The sequence below is a fragment of the Microcoleus sp. Pol12B4 genome, assembly GCF_036701385.1.
GTDB lineage: Bacteria > Cyanobacteriota > Cyanobacteriia > Cyanobacteriales > Microcoleaceae > Microcoleus.
In genome coordinates, this window is the sequence record NZ_JAUBQR010000031.1 from 1 (window position 1) to 16,643 (window position 16,643).

Consider the following 16,643-nt stretch of genomic DNA (forward strand, 5'->3'; position numbering starts at 1 on the left):
ATGAGCAAAATTCCTTTTGCTTGGGAAGAAGCCCACCGTTTGTTAGGAATTGATGCCGTAAATCAGCCGATGCCCGTGCGCCCTACAGTTCACTATTCAATGGGGGGAATTCCTACTAATGTTAGCGGGCAAGTTCGCAGCAGTCCTGAGGGTTTGGTAGACGGTTTCTTTGCAGCCGGCGAAGCAGCTTGCGTGTCAGTTCACGGTGCCAACCGTTTGGGCAGCAATTCGCTTTTAGAATGCGTAGTTTACGGCAAAGTTACTGGCGCAACCATAGCACAATTCGTACAAAATCGCAAGTTACCATCTGTAGACGAACAGCGTTATATTACGGAAGCAAAAGAGCAAATTCAGGCACTTTTAGAACGTCCGGGAAAATACCGCATCAATCAAGTGCGACAGCAGTATCAAGATACTATGACTGAGTATTGTGGTGTATTTCGTAGCGCCGAATTGATGCAGGAAGGTTTAAAGAAATTGGAGGATTTAGAGCGACAATATGAGGAGGTTTACTTAGACGATAAAGGCAAGTTGTGGAATACGGAAATTGTGGAAGCTTTGGAGTTGCGGAGTTTGATAATTGTCGGAAAAATGATTTTAACTTCTGCTTTGAACCGGCAGGAAAGTCGGGGAGCTCATTCCCGGGAAGATTTTACTGAGCGCGATGACGGCAATTTTTTGAAGCATACAATGGCGTATTATTCGCAGGCGGGGATTGATTTGGCTTATATGCCGGTGGCGATTACGATGTTTGAGCCACAGGAGAGGAAGTATTAATTAGTAGGGTGGGCGATGCCCACCTTACTAATTAAACGGCAAAAAAAGGCGATAAAGAAAACAATGCGCGAACTTCCAGAAAAGGAATTTAAGAACGAAGAAGCAAAATCAAATTTAACAAGCGAGCAGCTAGCGGCTTTAATCGTTGATGCACTAATTGATGCAGGCATTATCGATAAACAAAGGGTTCCAGAAGCCATCGAAATCGCTGCTGAAGAAATCGAGGTTCGTAACGCTCTAGGTGACTACTGAGTGATCTAGCCTTGTAGATTGCTTTAGGATGCACGGGTGATAAGCGATTGTAGAAGATGCAAATGTGGTATTAATTTGTATGGCGGGCAATTCACACCTAATTTGTTCATTTTGAAAGTCGTCTCAGGAATTCTCCACATCACAACTAAAAAATGCTAGCTTAGGATAAGTCTTGCTAAATTAAATACAAAATATCGTGATTATAAGTAGCAAAAAAATATGAGTAAAACGACACAGACATCTCAATTCCAGCAAGCTCTTGAAGCTGTAGAAGTTTTATCATTAGAAAATCAAGCGATGCTTCTAGATATTCTTCAAAATCTTCTGCGAGAACAGCGAGGAAATGAATTACTCAAGGAAGTGGCAGAAGTTTGTCAAGAGTATGCTGAGGGCAATGTTAAATTTGGGTCGGTAGCCGATTTTATGGCGGAGTTAAATGATTGATGAAAATTGGTTTGACTCTCAAATCTATTCGTACTTTCAAAAAGTTTGTTCGTAAAAATCCTCAGCTTGGCTTTTTAATTGAAGCTACGCTTGAACTTTTGTCTGAAGACTGCTTTAACCCCAGCTTGCGAACTCACAAACTGACAGGAGATTTAAGATTTATCGGGTATCTGGTCGTGTTTAATAGATTATGATTATCGGATTTTATTTGAGTTTGTGACCGCTCCAGAAGATGAAGAGGAAGCTATTTTATTGCTCAAAATGGGTTCTCATGATGAAGTCTATTAAGACCGATCGCCCTTTTCCCCAATTCTGTCCCGCTATGTCACTCTCCAGCATTCTCCGTCACTTCTTCCACAGATAAACTTAACGCTTCTGCCACCTGTTCGGCACTCAATCCCATTCCCAACAAGCGGGGAATTGCATCCCTTATTGCCTGAAATCCAGCTTGTCGTGCCTGCTCTGCACTCTCGTCTCGCTGTCGCCGTTCATTGGTGCGCGCTTTCCGGAGAGTGTAAGTATCAACCAGTCTACTGACGAAAACGTTAAGCTGTTCGGGATTCCAAGGCTTAGCAATGTAATGGCATAGTTGGCCAGCATCAATAGCTTCAAAGAAATGTTCCTTATAACTAATTAATCTAATTTGGCTCGTATCGGGGTACTGTACCGCCGTCAGACGGAGGAACTCAGTCACGCTCATTTTGGGCGTCGGCTCATCGCAGATAATGACGGCAACTTCTCCTTCCCTTGCCAAGATTTCTAGGGCGGCGGGACCAGATTCTGCCCTGAATACTTGATATTTGCGACGGAACTGGCGATAAAGCAAGTCAATACTACAGGCCGTTCCATCCTCAACGATCAGCATTTTTAGGCGAGGATTTGGTGAGTGGGGAAATTTATCCGACATAGCTATACCCCTCTTTGTGGGAATGTGTTTCCACTATTTGTGATTTATTATTTGCACCAGTGCCGTTTGCGCAAGCAGCTAGCAATTTGATAAGCTAAAGGCGTAATGTCATTGCTCAACATCAGTTTCCCTGAAAAAGTTTATTGATAGTGATCGCCCTTTTCCCCAATTCTCTCTCACTATCTCACTCTCCAGCATTCTCCGTCACTTCTTCGACGGATAAACTTAACGCCTCCGCCACTTTTTCGGCACTCAAACCCATTCCCAACAACGGGAGAATTGCATCCCTTCTTGCCTGAAATTAAGCTTTTCGTGCCTGTTCTGCACTCTCGGCTTGCAACCTTTCTTGTTCGGCCCTTTCCCGTTGTTGTTCCCCTCGCAATCTCTCTAATTCGGCCCTTTCATCGCCAATCAACAGCAAATTACCTTCCTCGTCCCACCAGCGCAGCCAAAGCATGGTTTGATTTTGATAACGGCCTTGCCAAAGTCCCAATTCTACGCCTAAAGGTGCAATGGGAAAATGACAGCGCTGATTGAGTTCTAATAGTTGATAATACCCGTCAATCAACGGATAAACTTCTAATCCGCCATTATTAACTTGGTAGATGCCGTAATAGGGAATTCGCATTACCCGCTCGTAAACCCAAAACTTCCCAGGTTTCGTTACCATCCCTTCATCCGATCACGATAAAGGAGTGCGATCGCGCTCTCCATCGCCGTTCCCGCTAGCAAATTCCAGAGCAATTAATGGTGCTTGCTATGTGTTCCCGCCACAGCAAGTAGGAACGCCGAATTGGACCGTCAATGTTAGGAGGTACATTGGGAACATAAAACCAATCAGGAGCTTCTGAACCTTGTTCCGCCGGTTCGGTTTCTCGCCAGTAAATGCCGCAGTCTTGACCGATCGCATATTGTCCGTCTGGATGCCGCTGTTGCAAAATTTGCCCGATCGAATCTGTTAAAATTAAACTTTGCGGATGCTCCTGAAAATTTTTTACAAAAGTACCGTCGGAATCTGGTAATTGAGTGTGGTTGCCAAAAGCAGGAGGTAGAACAACGCGGTCAACGCTTTGGGTCATAATTCCCTCCGAGGTCTTACCTAATTGGTAATTGGTAATCGGTAACAGGACGCTGGGCGCGAGGGATTAGAAACCCGGTTTCTTCATCTATCTGTCGTCGTTCAACCAAGATTTATCTTAGAAACCGGATTTCTTTTCGTAAGTCCTGCGTAATTAGGAATAAAGCGAGTAGTTTTGAGTTTAAATTATTAAGTTTTTAACTGAAAACTTTTTCACTGACAACTCAAAACTATTTTACTTAAAACTTTCCTTAAGGTTTCGGTAGCGCACCTTCAGGGCTAGGAGAAGCCGCCGGTTCCGGAGTCGTCGTAGTTGCAGGAGAAGGCGAAGGAGTGCCACTAGCTAACTGATTAATTTGGTCTTTATAGTTAGGAGGAGCTAACTCAGTAGCTCGATCGAACAGCGTTTTTGCCTCATCTGTTTTGCCCTGTTCCTTCAGGACGATCGCCTTTCCTAAAGTCGGGCGAAAATCTTTGGGATTAGCCTTAGCAGATTCGTCATAAATCGCGATCGCCTCCTCGTAGCGCTTCTGCACAGCATAAACCTGCCCCAAAATCAACTGCACTGAAGTTACATCCACACTTTCCGGTTTCGCCAGATTGGCAGCCGGAGCAGCCTTCAGCGTATCTTGCAGCAGTCCGATCGCAGCTTCGGGCCGCTGCTGCACCAGCAGCAAATTCACCAACCCCTGCAAAGCCTTAATTTCCCCAGGCCTAGACGCTAAAATTGACCTGTAAGCCTGAGCAGCCCCTTCGCGATCGCCAGTGCGTTCCTTAGCCTGAGCCAGCAAAATCCCGTATTCAGTAGTCTCAGGATTCAGCGAAGCCAACTTTTCCAAAGGAGCGATCGCATCCTTAATGTCCCCCACTCCTTGGCCGATCAACTCCAGTCGCACCTGCAACAATCCCCGTAAAGCTGTTACGTTGTCAGGTTCCCGTTGCAAAACCAATTCGTACCCCCTCGCCTGAGCTTGCAGCAACTCTGATTGCTTCTCCCCTGACTGCGCCGTCTGAGTAGGTGTTGGAGTTGAGGTACTTTGGGCTTGGCTGGCCTGGAGAATACTGTTTAAAATTGGCACAAGGGAAAATCCCAAAAAAGCGATGAGCGACAGCACCACCACGACAGTAATCAACCCACGACGCTTGTTTGCTTTTTCCATAATTCAACTATCCCAGCTTAAAATCTACTATTTTCTAAGAATTAACGCATCGCCCAGGGGCGTCTGCCATTTAACTAGATCCATGCAACCATAAAAGTTCTTAACTTCAAAGTCCGAACGGACGAAGCAGCCTTTTACTTGCAGCTAATATGGTAACAGACCCATAACTCCATGCTAGCTAAACAATTTTGGACACTCAGACCCACAGCTCCAAGGACTGCGGTGTCTGTCCAATTTAGTCTGGTCAAGCTAAAAATTACCGAAAATATGGCGGATCAGGCCGTTAGGTAATTGGATTAAGTAAAATAGGCAAGCTGAATATCCTAAATGCTATTAGCCAGCAACTCCAGCTCAGCGCGCTCGGCGATCGATCGGTCAGCAACTGCCAAAGTCCTTGCTCACAAGGATTTTAGCAGCCAGCGAACCGATCGGCACTCGTAGCGTTGAAAGTTGGCGTTGACGGGTCACAACCAGACCTCCGGGCGCAAGCCCCAAGTCAGGTGCTAGTAGTTTTTAAAGCAGTTTCTTCAGTTTATTCCTAATTTCCCTTAAGGGATGTGTCTCCGCTGCAAGGAGTTTTTATGAACCCCTCTCCCAACCGGTCTTCCAAATCGTCCAAATCTACTTCAAATCGCAAGGATCAGCCAAGCGAACAGGCCGTCAATCCGCCTAAAGATACAGATTCCCTTCCTGAGACACCAGACGAAAGTTCGGTGCCTTCTGCGTCGGCTGCACCTGTTGACCAAAATCAACTGGCAACGCCAACAGACGCCCCAGCGTCCAAGGATAGGCTGCAACGACCACGCTACAGTTCTGCCCCGGACAAGGACAAAACAAACCTACAAGACCAGCCCAGCAATGCTCCTGCACCCCCGGCGTCTGCTGCGTCTTCGGCACCTGTCAGCGATACTCCAGCCGTAGCAGTCGCACCGCCGGCAAGCGCCGAGCCTGCCGCTAACGAAAGTCAGGCCGCTGAGGACATACCCTCCGTCATGCGCCAACATCCCATTCCCCCCCCCAGCGAACCCAGACAGTACCGAGCTGTTGGTTTGGTGCGGGGTCGCTACACGCCATCAGAAGAGCAATTCACCCGGGGTATGTTGATAGCTGCTGACGGAACTGCCATCGATGCAGTTTTGCTGGGTAGAGTCATGAGTTTAGTCAAAAATCACCTGGAGCTGGAACAAGAACACCTGTGGGTGGTCTATCCCCGCACCAGGCAAGAAGACGGTAACTTGCACGCCCAGATTATGGGAGTTTGGGAGCCGGAAACGCTCAAGAAACCTCCCGAACCGTCCTCTGATGAGGAAAATCAGGAAGCAGCGGAGATTGAGGCTAGCGGCGAAGCATCGACCGCATCTTTGCCTCCCTTGGAACCTGATGTTGAAGATGGCTATTTTTCGATTAGAGGTGAGGTGATTTATCAATCCCAAGACCAAGAAAAGTATGTCATCGTCAAAATCAAGCAAGCTCCCCGCAAGAATGAGGAAAAGATGAAGTTTTTTAAGCTGAAACTCAAGGGAGATTTAGGAACAAAGGCGATCGGGTTTTTTTGGGATTTTCACGTCAAATTGAAAGCGGACAGTCTGATGATTGAGCAGGCTAATAATATTGGTGCCCTGCCGATTAAAAAGCGGAAATTCCCCCCTGGCAGCAAGCCGCCCGGTGGCTTCAAAGGAGGAGGGAAGCGTCCGTTTACTCCTAGGCCCAGCGGTGACGGTACTCCTGTAGGGCGTCCTACCATCAAGTCCGCAGCAGCAACACCACCCCCTGTCCCGAAGGAACCTCTTCCTAAGCCCGTTAAGAAGCCTAAGCAGATCGAGGAATAAAAAATAGTCAAAGTAAAAATGCAAGATTAAAGGTTTTTTTAACCTTTAATCTTGCATTTTTACTTTATTTGCTTATGGTACTTCTGTACATAAGCGAGTAGGCTCTGCGCTAGCACCTCGCCAATTTGGACAGGAACAGCGTTTCCGATTAAAAAACCACCCAGTTTGCTGAAAGAGACACGCTCGCCAGGAGTTAGGAAGCGGTAGTTTTTGGGAAAAGTCTGAAGGATAGTGGCTTCTCTTAGAGAGATTGCACGAGCCTGTTTCGGATGTCCGAACCGACCATTTCCGTAGCCAAAGCATTGGGTTGTGCTCGTGAGAGCCGGGGCGTCCTACTTCATACTACCATACATGCTAGCATTAGGACTTACGCATTGACAAAAAACATTATCTATGAATTCTATATCGTGCCATCACTGCTAAGGTTCGTCCAAATATGCTCACGGACAACTAAAGTGAACAGATTCCTTTGGACTTCATACCAATTGCTAATTATCTTTTTATAGCGCATCAACTCCAATTTGATAAATGCGTGAAGTGAGCAAAATATGTGAGTCTCGATCGCATGGGTGTCTCTCACCAATAACCGACAAATTCCACTTACTTGTTTGAGCGCTCTCTGAAAGGTTTCAATTCCCCAATGAATATCGTGAATTGTGATAAAGTCACTTCGACTTGTCTCTTTAAGCTTGGACGGCTCTGGCAGATATAAAATATAATCTCTAGAGTCTTCTTTTTTATTTTTTTCTCAACAAGTTTATAAATCTAAATTATTTGATATGAGTCACTAATCCTTCATCAGGAATATCTAAAGTGCTTACTTGGCAATACTTTTGCGGCTCATTTGAGACAATTTCGTTTTTTAGTTAGAAATAAAAAAAATTTTGGTTTTTTAGAAAGTTTAAGTTTTATACTCCTGAATACCAATTTTCTCCATTTACTCTTCTTGCTTTAACTCCCAATTATATTGTTTTACTCACCATTTTTCTAAAATATTTTTTTTATCGTCTATTTTATCGTCAACAATTATGTAATTTATTTACAATTAATTACCATAAATATCTCTATAATATAGCGTAATTAAGTTCGATCCAATGATCGGCTTCTGGTATTTGCCTAATCAAAAATACCTAATTAATTCCGTATGTTTTGGTTCACTATACAGCTTTTACATAACTCTATCGTCAACACTTAATAGAACTCATTCTAAGTGGATAATTTTTTCTGGCATCTCGAATACATCTTTCGGTTCATATCTCTCTTTAAGCAAAAAGCGATTAATACTATCATGGGAAATGTCTCCCAATATCTCTGCTAACCTACTGCACCCCCCAAACTTTGGTTCTGAGAGTAAAAATAAGGTGTAAATGTCCGGCTTTGCATTGCGCTGTCGAGATTTTAGTTATTTTTTTGATTGTCCAATACCCGTTAGTAGACGTTCCTTCTTTATCAATTGACTATTTTGTTATTTTGTCAATGCGTAAGTCCTAATATCGCAGCAACGGGGAAGATGAAGGTTGGTACTTCTTAACTAATTTAGGAAATTTGAAGAGAGCGATCGCTACTTTTAAATGTCGTAGTGGGATTGAACCGATATTTAAGGACTGCAAGACAGGCGGTTATAATAAGCGAGAAGAGTCACGGCAACGATTCGGCGTTTAAAAAATTAAATTTTAGTTATTGCCATTACCTAAACTTGTGCTGTGATCCAAGGCCAAAAACATAAGCTGGGAGGAGTTCATAAGTATATTGGTCGGTGGAATGAGCGCAGGCGAGCGGAACGCCGTCATAGTAGATTTTGGATTGGTTTATTGGCGTCAATCTTGGGTGATTGGAATGGAGTTTTGTCAAGAAATAGTTGCTGAATTAATGAGATCTAGAGCTAACAAACTGCCAGTTTTTCAGAGGGGTTTGAGGGCTATGTCCTTAATTCAATCCGGGTTTTGACGGGGTTTTAACCCTGTCAGGGTGCGAACAGCATAAAGGTGCAGAGATTAGGTAAAAAAACGCAACTCTGCACCGTTGAAATCACTGGCGATCGTGATTTTGGGTTCGGCGGACAGTATAAGTGTGCGACTCTGGTTTTGTTAGCAACAATAAAATAGGTCGATCGCTCTTTTTATTCGAGGGCGCTTTTTTTCTTGGATGGCACTCTTTTTCTTGGAGGGCGATCGCCCTTCCTTGTCCCCATCAATATCCAAATCGCGATCGCGGAAACAATAAGGCTGCGGCGCTCTTTGGTTGAGGTGAAAAGAATATTTTACTGTTAGTTCTTCCCAAAACCTTTACCGCGATTGGTTGAAGGCATACAAAGACAGTTTTCGAGTTGAGATCGCAAAGTCTCGGTATCCAAACCCTGACCGATGAGAACAAGCTGGTTTTTCCGCTCGCTTTTCCACTGGTCGTCATCCATCGTAAATCGCTTGCCGCTCAAGTGGAAAATATGCCGTTTGGGACTTTCTTCAAACCACATAATCCCTTTCGCGCGAAACACGTTTGTTGGCAGTTGGTTGTCTAAGAAATATTGAAATTTTCTCAGAGAAAATGGCTTGTCGCTCTGGAAAGAAATTGAGGTAAATCCGTCATTTTCTAAATGGTCGGAGTGGTCGTGACCGTGATGGTTATGATGTTCGTGATGTTCGTGACCGTGATGGTCGTGATGTTCATGACCGTGATGGTCGTGATGTTCGTGATGTTCGTGACCGTGATGGTCGTGATGTTCGTGACTGCTAGGAATTTCCTCAGATTGGAAATATTTGTCAGATTCAAACAATCCGACGCTGAGGACCAGTGGTAGGGGAACTTGCGATTTTACCGTTCGCAGAATTCGAGCGCCTTCCTTGACATCCCGAATCTTAACTTCCAACAAATCTAAATCTTCTTCTTCGACCAAATCAGTTTTGTTGAGGATAATTATATCGCCGTAAGCTATTTGACTGTAAGCTGCTTGAGAGTTGAACAAATCTAAGCTGTAGTTGGCTGCGTCTACTACTGTCACTATCGAATCGAGACGAGTAAGGTCGCGCAGTTCTGTGCCTAAAAAAGTCATTGCTACTGGTAGCGGGTCGGCGAGTCCGGTTGTTTCGACTACCAGATAATCGAGATTTTCTTGACGTTCCAGAACTTTATAAACTGCATTAACTAAATCTTCATTAATTGTGCAGCAGATGCAGCCGTTGTTCAGCTCAACCATGTTGTCGTCGGTAGTGACAATGAGTTCGTTGTCGATACCGATTTCGCCAAATTCATTTACCAAAACTGCTGTTTTCAAACCCTGCTGGTTAGTCAGGATGTGGTTGAGCAGGGTTGTTTTGCCGCTGCCAAGAAATCCTGTAATGATTGTAACGGGCAATCCGTGTTTGGGAGCGTCCATCGCCTGTTCTGTCTCGGACTGAGTTGTAGATTGCATAGCTTGACTGTCAAATAATGTCGATCGCACTTTCTTTATGGTTCTTATTGTATCTTAGTTAGGACAAGGCTTCGTAAATCCAGTTTTTCGGAGAACTGTTGGGTGTGGTGGCATGGTATCTACGCATCAACCGGCAATTAGCCGGATAATGCAAAATAAGTGCGTCGCTAATTATTGGCAATTGCTAAGGCGGTCGATCGCACTTTTTTATTTTTTTGATAATTTTTTTGTTGCGAGTACCTGTGGCAGTTTCCCTGCAACCAATTTTCCGGGTAAATTCAGCAGCGACAAATTTGGGACAGACTCAAGCTGAACTGGATCGGCTAATTCCGGCTACTCTGTAGCGCCATCTTCGCATCATTTGTGAATTTCTTACTCCCGAGCGAGTGGGTTTTGGGAGGGTTGAGGTGGGGTAAAAAATTTACGACTCCTGCAAACAATCAAAGAATGAGGGGGGTGGGCGTGCCGCCCGCCCAGAATATGCAATTTAAATGCGCGACAGCTTAAGATCATCAATCAAATTTTTTAGTACATCCCGCGTTGAATCTTTCGACCATAGACTCATTGCGATTACCCGACCCATTGACAGTTGTGCTGGCAGGGTGCGATAACGTTTCTCTTCACCATTAATTTTAGTAATTGCCTGTTCGATTACAGATGCGGTCATCGCTATCTCTATTGCTTTTAGTATCTCCGTACTTGGGATGTGGGGAGATACTCATGAGAATTTTTTGAGATGCACGCTAACTTGCTCTCCATTTTTAGACACCATACCTAATTTACCACAGTTTGAGCCTTAAATAAACCGTATTGGGGCATATTCTACCCAATTTCAACAGCCGTATAGATTCCCGACATCTTTATAGCTAAGGTCGGTAATTTTTGCGATCACATACCAAGTAGAGTTTTGCGGTAAAGTTTCTGAGTCTGTGGTAACTTGCCAATATTTTTAATATCATTTTTAAAAATTATACGATCAAGTGATCTTCTTGAATATTATTGATAAAAATGCGATTGAATTTGCGCCATTTATTTTACCGAACCCTCTGCCATGCTCGTAACCAGACCCCATAATTGCTTCTAATCCCTAAAATAAAATTAATTTTTAATGGCTCTAAGCATCCTCAGAAATTTATATCGCTTTCTCCATATAAGTGATTAGCTAATACTAGCTCTAGTTGAAATTCCCTGTGGTGAATCTGTTCTACTAACCTCGCTGCAATCTCAGGTTTATAATAATAAATTACCTGACTTGAGGCGTAATTTTGGTTTAGCAGTTGCAAATATTAACGGAAAACTTATATTATCAATTACCTCGTCGGCTATAACCGCGACAATTCCATTATCTATCCGAGTTTCCCTAAATACTCTCGACTCACATAATCGGTACTTATTCCTTTATTTTCATCTCCGGTTTTATCAAACATTACAAGAGTTTTTGTGTTTTTTAAGGCTTGTAAAGTGAGAAATAGTCTTGGATTTATTAATTGTTGGTTTAATACTTAGATATTTAATTAAAAATCGATGTCCGGATTAGAGCTTTTGCAAAATTATTTTGTGCTATTATATAATAAAGGTTTAGACTATTTTTAAATCTAGCAGGCTGGGCAATTTTAAATAGATGCCCATCAACCCAATAATTAAAAGTTTTACCTAAACTTGAGTAAACTTTTAATTATAACATATATTTTTTGTGCAAGAGGTCTATTGTTAATTAGTTAATCCAACTACTTCGGCAATGGCTGGTAAAGTTTTACGTTCGATTGTGGAGAGTATTCCTACGTATAGTTGCTCCAAGGTCTCAAAAATCCTAACATCTGAAAACAAATTTATTTATGACGCACCATATTTATAGATAAAATTGATGGTAGGTCGAGGTGGACGGGCTTTATCCATAGATAGCAACTCGGTTTGGAGGATTTTAGGCTATTATACTCCTCTCAGAGTGACAAAAGAGCGATAGTTGTTAATAGGGGTGTTGGCAAAAGAGATCTGAGCGGGGCCTCACAGTTAATTCTTTTTCTCCAGAACATACAAATACTGACTTGTTTGTAGAGGCTAAAGTAGTTCAATACCTTAACCACTATAATTAAGGTATCTCTAACTGTGGTATCTGTCCATGCCCCAGCCCGAGGTGTTTATTACGTTTGGCGTCACTCAATAAGAGAAATAATTACTAAATAAAATTACGAATCCGAAGTGAGCAATCAAACCAGTTGTGTTAAAAACTCTGATTAGGGGACTGAGGCGTAAACTTAAAAGGACTGACCCTTTAGACTCAGCCGATTCCTCCTACGAGTAGAAGCCCTCGCTTTCTATCGGGTTTTTTATGAGCGGTAGTCTTCGATTGTAATCGGGTTGAGAGATTTTTGGTGGAGTGCGATCGCCCTTAAATTTGAGCCTGAACGATCGCCCGATCTACTAAAAAAACAGTCGGCTAAAAGATCCGAGCTGATCGCAGCCTCCCAGCCACTCCACCAACCAACGCCACATCAAGCAACTCAGTCCTTGTCGCTCTCGGTGAACAAGAGAAAACGACTTGCAACTTGCTGATGCGATTGGTTGTTAGAGGTACGACATTAATTGTTAGCGTCGATGCCTATTTCAGCTACCAATTGGTGGGGAACTTGACGCTAGAAAACTTGAACCGCAATGCTTCTTTAGAAATCCAACCCGATCCGATATTTTCCCTGTTTATTGCAGATAAAATCTGGTGGCTCTAAACCTTGTTTGGGAACTCTCAGCCCTGTACCTATCTTTACTGTTTTGAAAGCTATGCTGTCTAAGTCCACAATTGTTGTTGCTAAAGGCTTTAGTAAGGTTCCCCTGCGAACAGGTCTGGTTGTTCCATTCATCCTGCAAATATTCGCGGCCGTAGGATTAACAGGGTATCTGTCGCTGCGAAATGGACAAAAAGCAGTGAATGAACTAGCTACTAACTTGCAAACGGAGGTGAGTAACCGTGTGGATCAGCACCTCGATAGCTATGCCGCTGCAACGCGCTATTTGACCCAAATCAACGGCGAGCAAATTGACCTGGGATTGTTGAACTTACAGGATGCGGATCGCCTCGCTCAATTCTTTGCCAAGCAGGTAAAAACCTATAACGTTGGCTATATCCTCTACGGCTCTAAAACGGGCGACTTTATCGCATCGGGATATTACCGCGAGTCAACAATTCCCAACCACGGCAATCCTGACATTAGCCTGGTGCTACCGAAGCGGTACGGCAATCCTGATTTGTACAACTACATGACGAATGACCAAAGTAAGCCTACTAAAATGTTTGAAATCACCAAAGCGTATCAGTTCCAGAAAGAAGGCTGGTACGCCAAAGGTGTCGAGACGGGCAAACCAGGGTGGAGCGCGATCTATCAATGGGAGACTAATAACTACCCGTTGTCGATCGCGACGAGTCGCCCCATCTATAACAAGAATGGTGAGTTGATCGGCAGCGTGGGAGTGGAGCAGCGCCTTTCGCAAATTAGTGACTTTTTACGTGAAATTAAGGTTAGTCAATCCAGCAAGGTGTTCATTCTGGAGCGCAACGGATTTATCGTTGCCAGTTCTAGCGATGCGCCCGTGTTTTCAGTGACGAACGGCAAACCTCAACGACTACGGGGCTTTGAGAGTAAGGACGCCCTAATTCAAGCCACGTCCAAGTATCTCCGCGATCGCTTCGGCGATCTGAAAACCATTCAAACCATCCAGCGCCTAGACTTTCAAATCCAGGGTGAGCGGGAGTTTGTTCAAGTAACTCCCTGGCAGGACGAATGGGGATTGGACTGGCTCGTAGTCGTCGCCATGCCGGAATCCGATTTCATGGGACGAATTAATGCCAATACAGTCAACACGATTTGGCTGTGTTTAGGTGCATTAGGACTGGCAACCGTTTTGGGTATCTACACCTCGCGCTGGATTGCTCGACCCATTTTGCTGCTGAGTCACGCATCGGAAGCAATCGCCGAAGGAAAACTCGACCAAAACGTCGAAACCTCTGGCGTTAAAGAACTGGGTGTACTTGCTCAATCCTTTAACCGAATGGCGCAGCAGTTGCGCGATTCCTTCACCGCCCTAGAGCAAACTAACCAGCAGCTTGAACAGCGAGTTGAACAACGCACCGCCGAACTCAAGTACGCAAAGGAAGTAGCAGACAATGCCAACAAAGCAAAGAGTGATTTTCTTGCCAACATGAGCCACGAACTCCGCACTCCCCTCAACGGTATTTTGGGCTATGCTCAAATCCTCAACCGATCCAAAGCGTTGCCAGCGAAAGAACGTCATGGAGTAGAAATCATTCACCAGTGTGGTTCTCATTTGCTGACGCTGATTAACGATGTGTTGGACTTGTCCAAAATTGAAGCCGGCAAACTAGAACTCGCACCTAAAGCGATTCACTTTCCCTCATTCCTCCAAGGTGTCGCTGAAATCTGCCGCATTCGTGCCGACCAAAAAAACATTAACTTCGTTTACGAGCCCGATCCGCAGTTGCCGGAAGGGGTTTTTGTTGATGAAAAACGGCTGCGTCAGGTGTTACTCAACTTGGCGGGAAATGCGATTAAATTCACCGACAAAGGTTCTGTCATACTCAAGGTTGCCGTAGCTGAGAATCATCTTAATGCGTCCACTCGCTCTTTCAAATTTCAAGTTGAGGATACGGGCGTAGGAATTGCGACCGATCAATGGGATAAAATTTTCCAGGCTTTTGAACAAGTGGGCGATCGCAAGCGCCAAGCCGAGGGGACGGGTTTAGGACTCGCCATCAGCCAAAGGATTGTTCAACTCATGAACGGAAAAATTCAAGTTAAAAGCCAACCCGGAGTCGGTAGTGAGTTCTTTTTTGAGGTGGAACTGGCGATCGCCACCGATTGGGCCGAGCAAAATTCCCTCACAACGGGAAAACAAATTATTGGTTACCAAGGACAACGACGCAGAATTCTTGTGATAGACGATCGTTGGGAAAACCGAGCAGTTCTCGTCAACTTGTTATATCCACTAGGATTCCAACTTAGTGAGGCCGAAAATGGACAAGAAGGATTGGAAAAAATACGACAGTCTCAACCTGACTTAGTGATTACAGACTTGGCAATGCCAGTCATGGATGGCTTTGAACTGCTCAAACAGGTTCGCAGTGCAAATGATTTGCAACACCAGAAGATCCTTGTCTCTTCTGCATCAGTATCACAAGCCTATCAACAGATGAGTTTAGATGCAGGGGGAAATGATTTCTTGGCAAAGCCAGTGGAAGTCAGTGAATTATTTAACCTCTTAGCCACTCATTTGGAATTAGAGTGGAAATATGAAATAACAGCCTCAAACGACTCTGTTTCATCGAATCAAACGACTGCATTAGAGAATTTAGAAGCACTGATTATTCCTTCAAAGGTAGAGTTAAAAACTTTACTAGAAATGGCACATAAAGGCAACTTAAAACGGCTACGAGAACACACAGAGCAGATTGCTCACTCTAACCCTCGCTACGCTGATTTTGCATCACAAATTCTTCATTTAGCCAAGCAATTTAAAGCCGAAGAGATTGAAGATTTGCTACAACAACACCTCACAGAGAAAAAAGCCGATGTCTAGTCCTGAATTAATTCTGGTGGTGGATGATACCCCTGCAAACTTAGAAGTGGTTTGTGAAACCTTAAGTGATGCGGGGTACGAAGTAGCAACCGCAATCAACGGCGACCGCGCTCTTAAGCGAGTCCAAGTTTATCCTCCCGATCTGATCTTGCTCGATGTTCAAATGCCAGGAATTGACGGCTTTGAAACCTGCCAACGTCTGAAGGCAGATCCCACCACAGCCAGCATTCCGATCATTTTTATGACTGCTCTCTCCGATGCCGATAGTAAGGAGAAAGGATTTGACTTGGGTGCTGTGGACTACATCACCAAACCCTTTCAAGAAAAGGAGATGCTAGCACGGGTGAAAACTCATTTGCAGCTACGGCAGTTAACTAAAAATCTGGAACAGAGTGTAGCTGAGAAAACGGCTGATTTAGAAGCAGCACTTACACAACTGCAACAGTCTCAGTGTCACTTAGTCCACACCGAAAAGATGTCGGCTTTGGGCAATTTAGTGGCGGGTGTCGCTCACGAGATTAATAACCCGCTTGGCTTTATTGCTGGAAATCTGAAACCCGCTCAGGACTATATTAAAGACCTCTTTCAACTGCTCGCTCTCTACCAAAAAGAACTCCCTTATCCAAGTGCCACGCTACAGGCATTCGTGGACGAAATAGACTTGGAATATTTACAAGAGGATTTACCCAAGTTAATCGATTCGATGGAAGAAGGAGTCGATCGCATTCGCACAATCAGCACCAGTCTAAGAACCTTCTCGCGTTCGGATTGCGAGCTCCCAATTTCTTGCAATATCCACGACGGCATTGACAGCACGCTGTTGATTCTCAAGCATCGCCTCAAAGCCAACGAATGTCGCCCGGAAATTCAAGTCATCACAGACTATGGCGATCTGCCACAGGTAGAATGCTTTGCGGGACAGTTGAATCAGGTATTTATGAATGTGCTGGCAAATGCGATCGATGCCCTTGAGGAATCAAATAAAGGACGAAGTTTTGCTCAGATCAAAGCCAAACCCAACCTGATTACTGTCAAGACGCAATTGTCGGAATCTCAGGCAGTGATCCGAATTCAGGATAATGGAATTGGCATGACGGATGCGGTGAAGCCAAAAATCTTTGAGTATCTGTTTACCACCAAAGGCGTGGGGCAAGGAACAGGCCTAGGATTGGCGATCGCTCATCAAATCGTAGTCCAGAAA

10 protein-coding genes and 4 pseudogenes are annotated in these 16,643 nt (G+C 44.3%); 7 read left to right on the top strand and 7 right to left on the bottom strand.

Going from position 1 to position 16,643, the window contains the following annotated elements:
- The 3 genes from QUA38_RS06645 to QUA38_RS06655 all read left to right on the top strand — a co-directional run.
- Positions 1-777: FAD-binding protein (locus QUA38_RS06645; protein WP_333160289.1), on the top strand; the 777-nt coding region annotated here is incomplete at its 5' end.
- Positions 778-792: 15 nt separating this feature from the next.
- Positions 793-1,029, top strand: a complete 237-nt coding sequence (locus tag QUA38_RS06650; protein ID WP_333160291.1) for a hypothetical protein — start codon at positions 793-795, stop codon at positions 1,027-1,029.
- 219 nt (positions 1,030-1,248) lie between these two features.
- Complete coding sequence (locus QUA38_RS06655) at positions 1,249-1,473, top strand: hypothetical protein (RefSeq protein ID WP_333160293.1); 225 nt, start codon at positions 1,249-1,251, stop codon at positions 1,471-1,473.
- 325 nt (positions 1,474-1,798) lie between these two features.
- Here the strand turns inward: QUA38_RS06655 and QUA38_RS06660 are convergent, their stop codons facing one another.
- The 3 genes and pseudogenes from QUA38_RS06660 to QUA38_RS06670 all read right to left on the bottom strand — a co-directional run bounded on the left by QUA38_RS06660 (position 1,799) and on the right by QUA38_RS06670 (position 4,618).
- Positions 1,799-2,380: a hypothetical protein gene (locus QUA38_RS06660; RefSeq protein ID WP_333160295.1), complete on the bottom strand. Its 582-nt coding sequence runs from the start codon at positions 2,378-2,380 to the stop codon at positions 1,799-1,801.
- A gap of 184 nt (positions 2,381-2,564) precedes the next feature.
- Positions 2,565-3,459, bottom strand: a pseudogene (locus QUA38_RS06665) (Uma2 family endonuclease).
- Between the two features lie 250 nt (positions 3,460-3,709).
- Complete coding sequence (locus tag QUA38_RS06670; protein ID WP_333160297.1) at positions 3,710-4,618, bottom strand: tetratricopeptide repeat protein; 909 nt, start codon at positions 4,616-4,618, stop codon at positions 3,710-3,712.
- A gap of 581 nt (positions 4,619-5,199) precedes the next feature.
- Between QUA38_RS06670 and QUA38_RS06675 the strand changes: the two genes are divergently transcribed.
- A complete protein-coding gene (locus tag QUA38_RS06675) occupies positions 5,200-6,447 on the top strand; it encodes a hypothetical protein (protein WP_333160299.1) in 1,248 nt (415 codons plus the stop codon).
- Positions 6,448-6,506: 59 nt separating this feature from the next.
- Here the strand turns inward: QUA38_RS06675 and QUA38_RS29275 are convergent.
- From QUA38_RS29275 to QUA38_RS06690, 4 genes and pseudogenes are all read right to left on the bottom strand, one after another.
- Positions 6,507-6,728 (bottom strand): annotated as a pseudogene (locus tag QUA38_RS29275) (DNA cytosine methyltransferase); the annotation flags it as partial.
- Between the two features lie 119 nt (positions 6,729-6,847).
- A pseudogene (locus QUA38_RS06680) lies at positions 6,848-7,862 on the bottom strand (IS701 family transposase).
- Between the two features lie 851 nt (positions 7,863-8,713).
- Complete coding sequence (locus QUA38_RS06685) at positions 8,714-9,856, bottom strand: GTP-binding protein (protein ID WP_333160301.1); 1,143 nt, start codon at positions 9,854-9,856, stop codon at positions 8,714-8,716.
- Positions 9,857-10,361: 505 nt separating this feature from the next.
- Positions 10,362-10,523 (bottom strand): annotated as a pseudogene (locus tag QUA38_RS06690) (transposase domain-containing protein); the annotation flags it as partial.
- A 1,885-nt stretch (positions 10,524-12,408) separates the two neighbouring features.
- Between QUA38_RS06690 and QUA38_RS06695 the strand changes: the two are divergent.
- The 3 genes from QUA38_RS06695 to QUA38_RS06705 form a co-directional block, all read left to right on the top strand.
- Positions 12,409-12,579, top strand: a complete 171-nt coding sequence (locus QUA38_RS06695) for a hypothetical protein (RefSeq protein ID WP_333160303.1) — start codon at positions 12,409-12,411, stop codon at positions 12,577-12,579.
- 52 nt (positions 12,580-12,631) lie between these two features.
- A complete protein-coding gene (locus tag QUA38_RS06700; RefSeq protein WP_333160305.1) occupies positions 12,632-15,442 on the top strand; it encodes an ATP-binding protein in 2,811 nt (936 codons plus the stop codon).
- The coding region (locus QUA38_RS06705; protein WP_333160307.1) for a response regulator at positions 15,435-16,643 on the top strand (1,209 nt) is incomplete at its 3' end. The genes QUA38_RS06700 and QUA38_RS06705, both read left to right, overlap by 8 nt.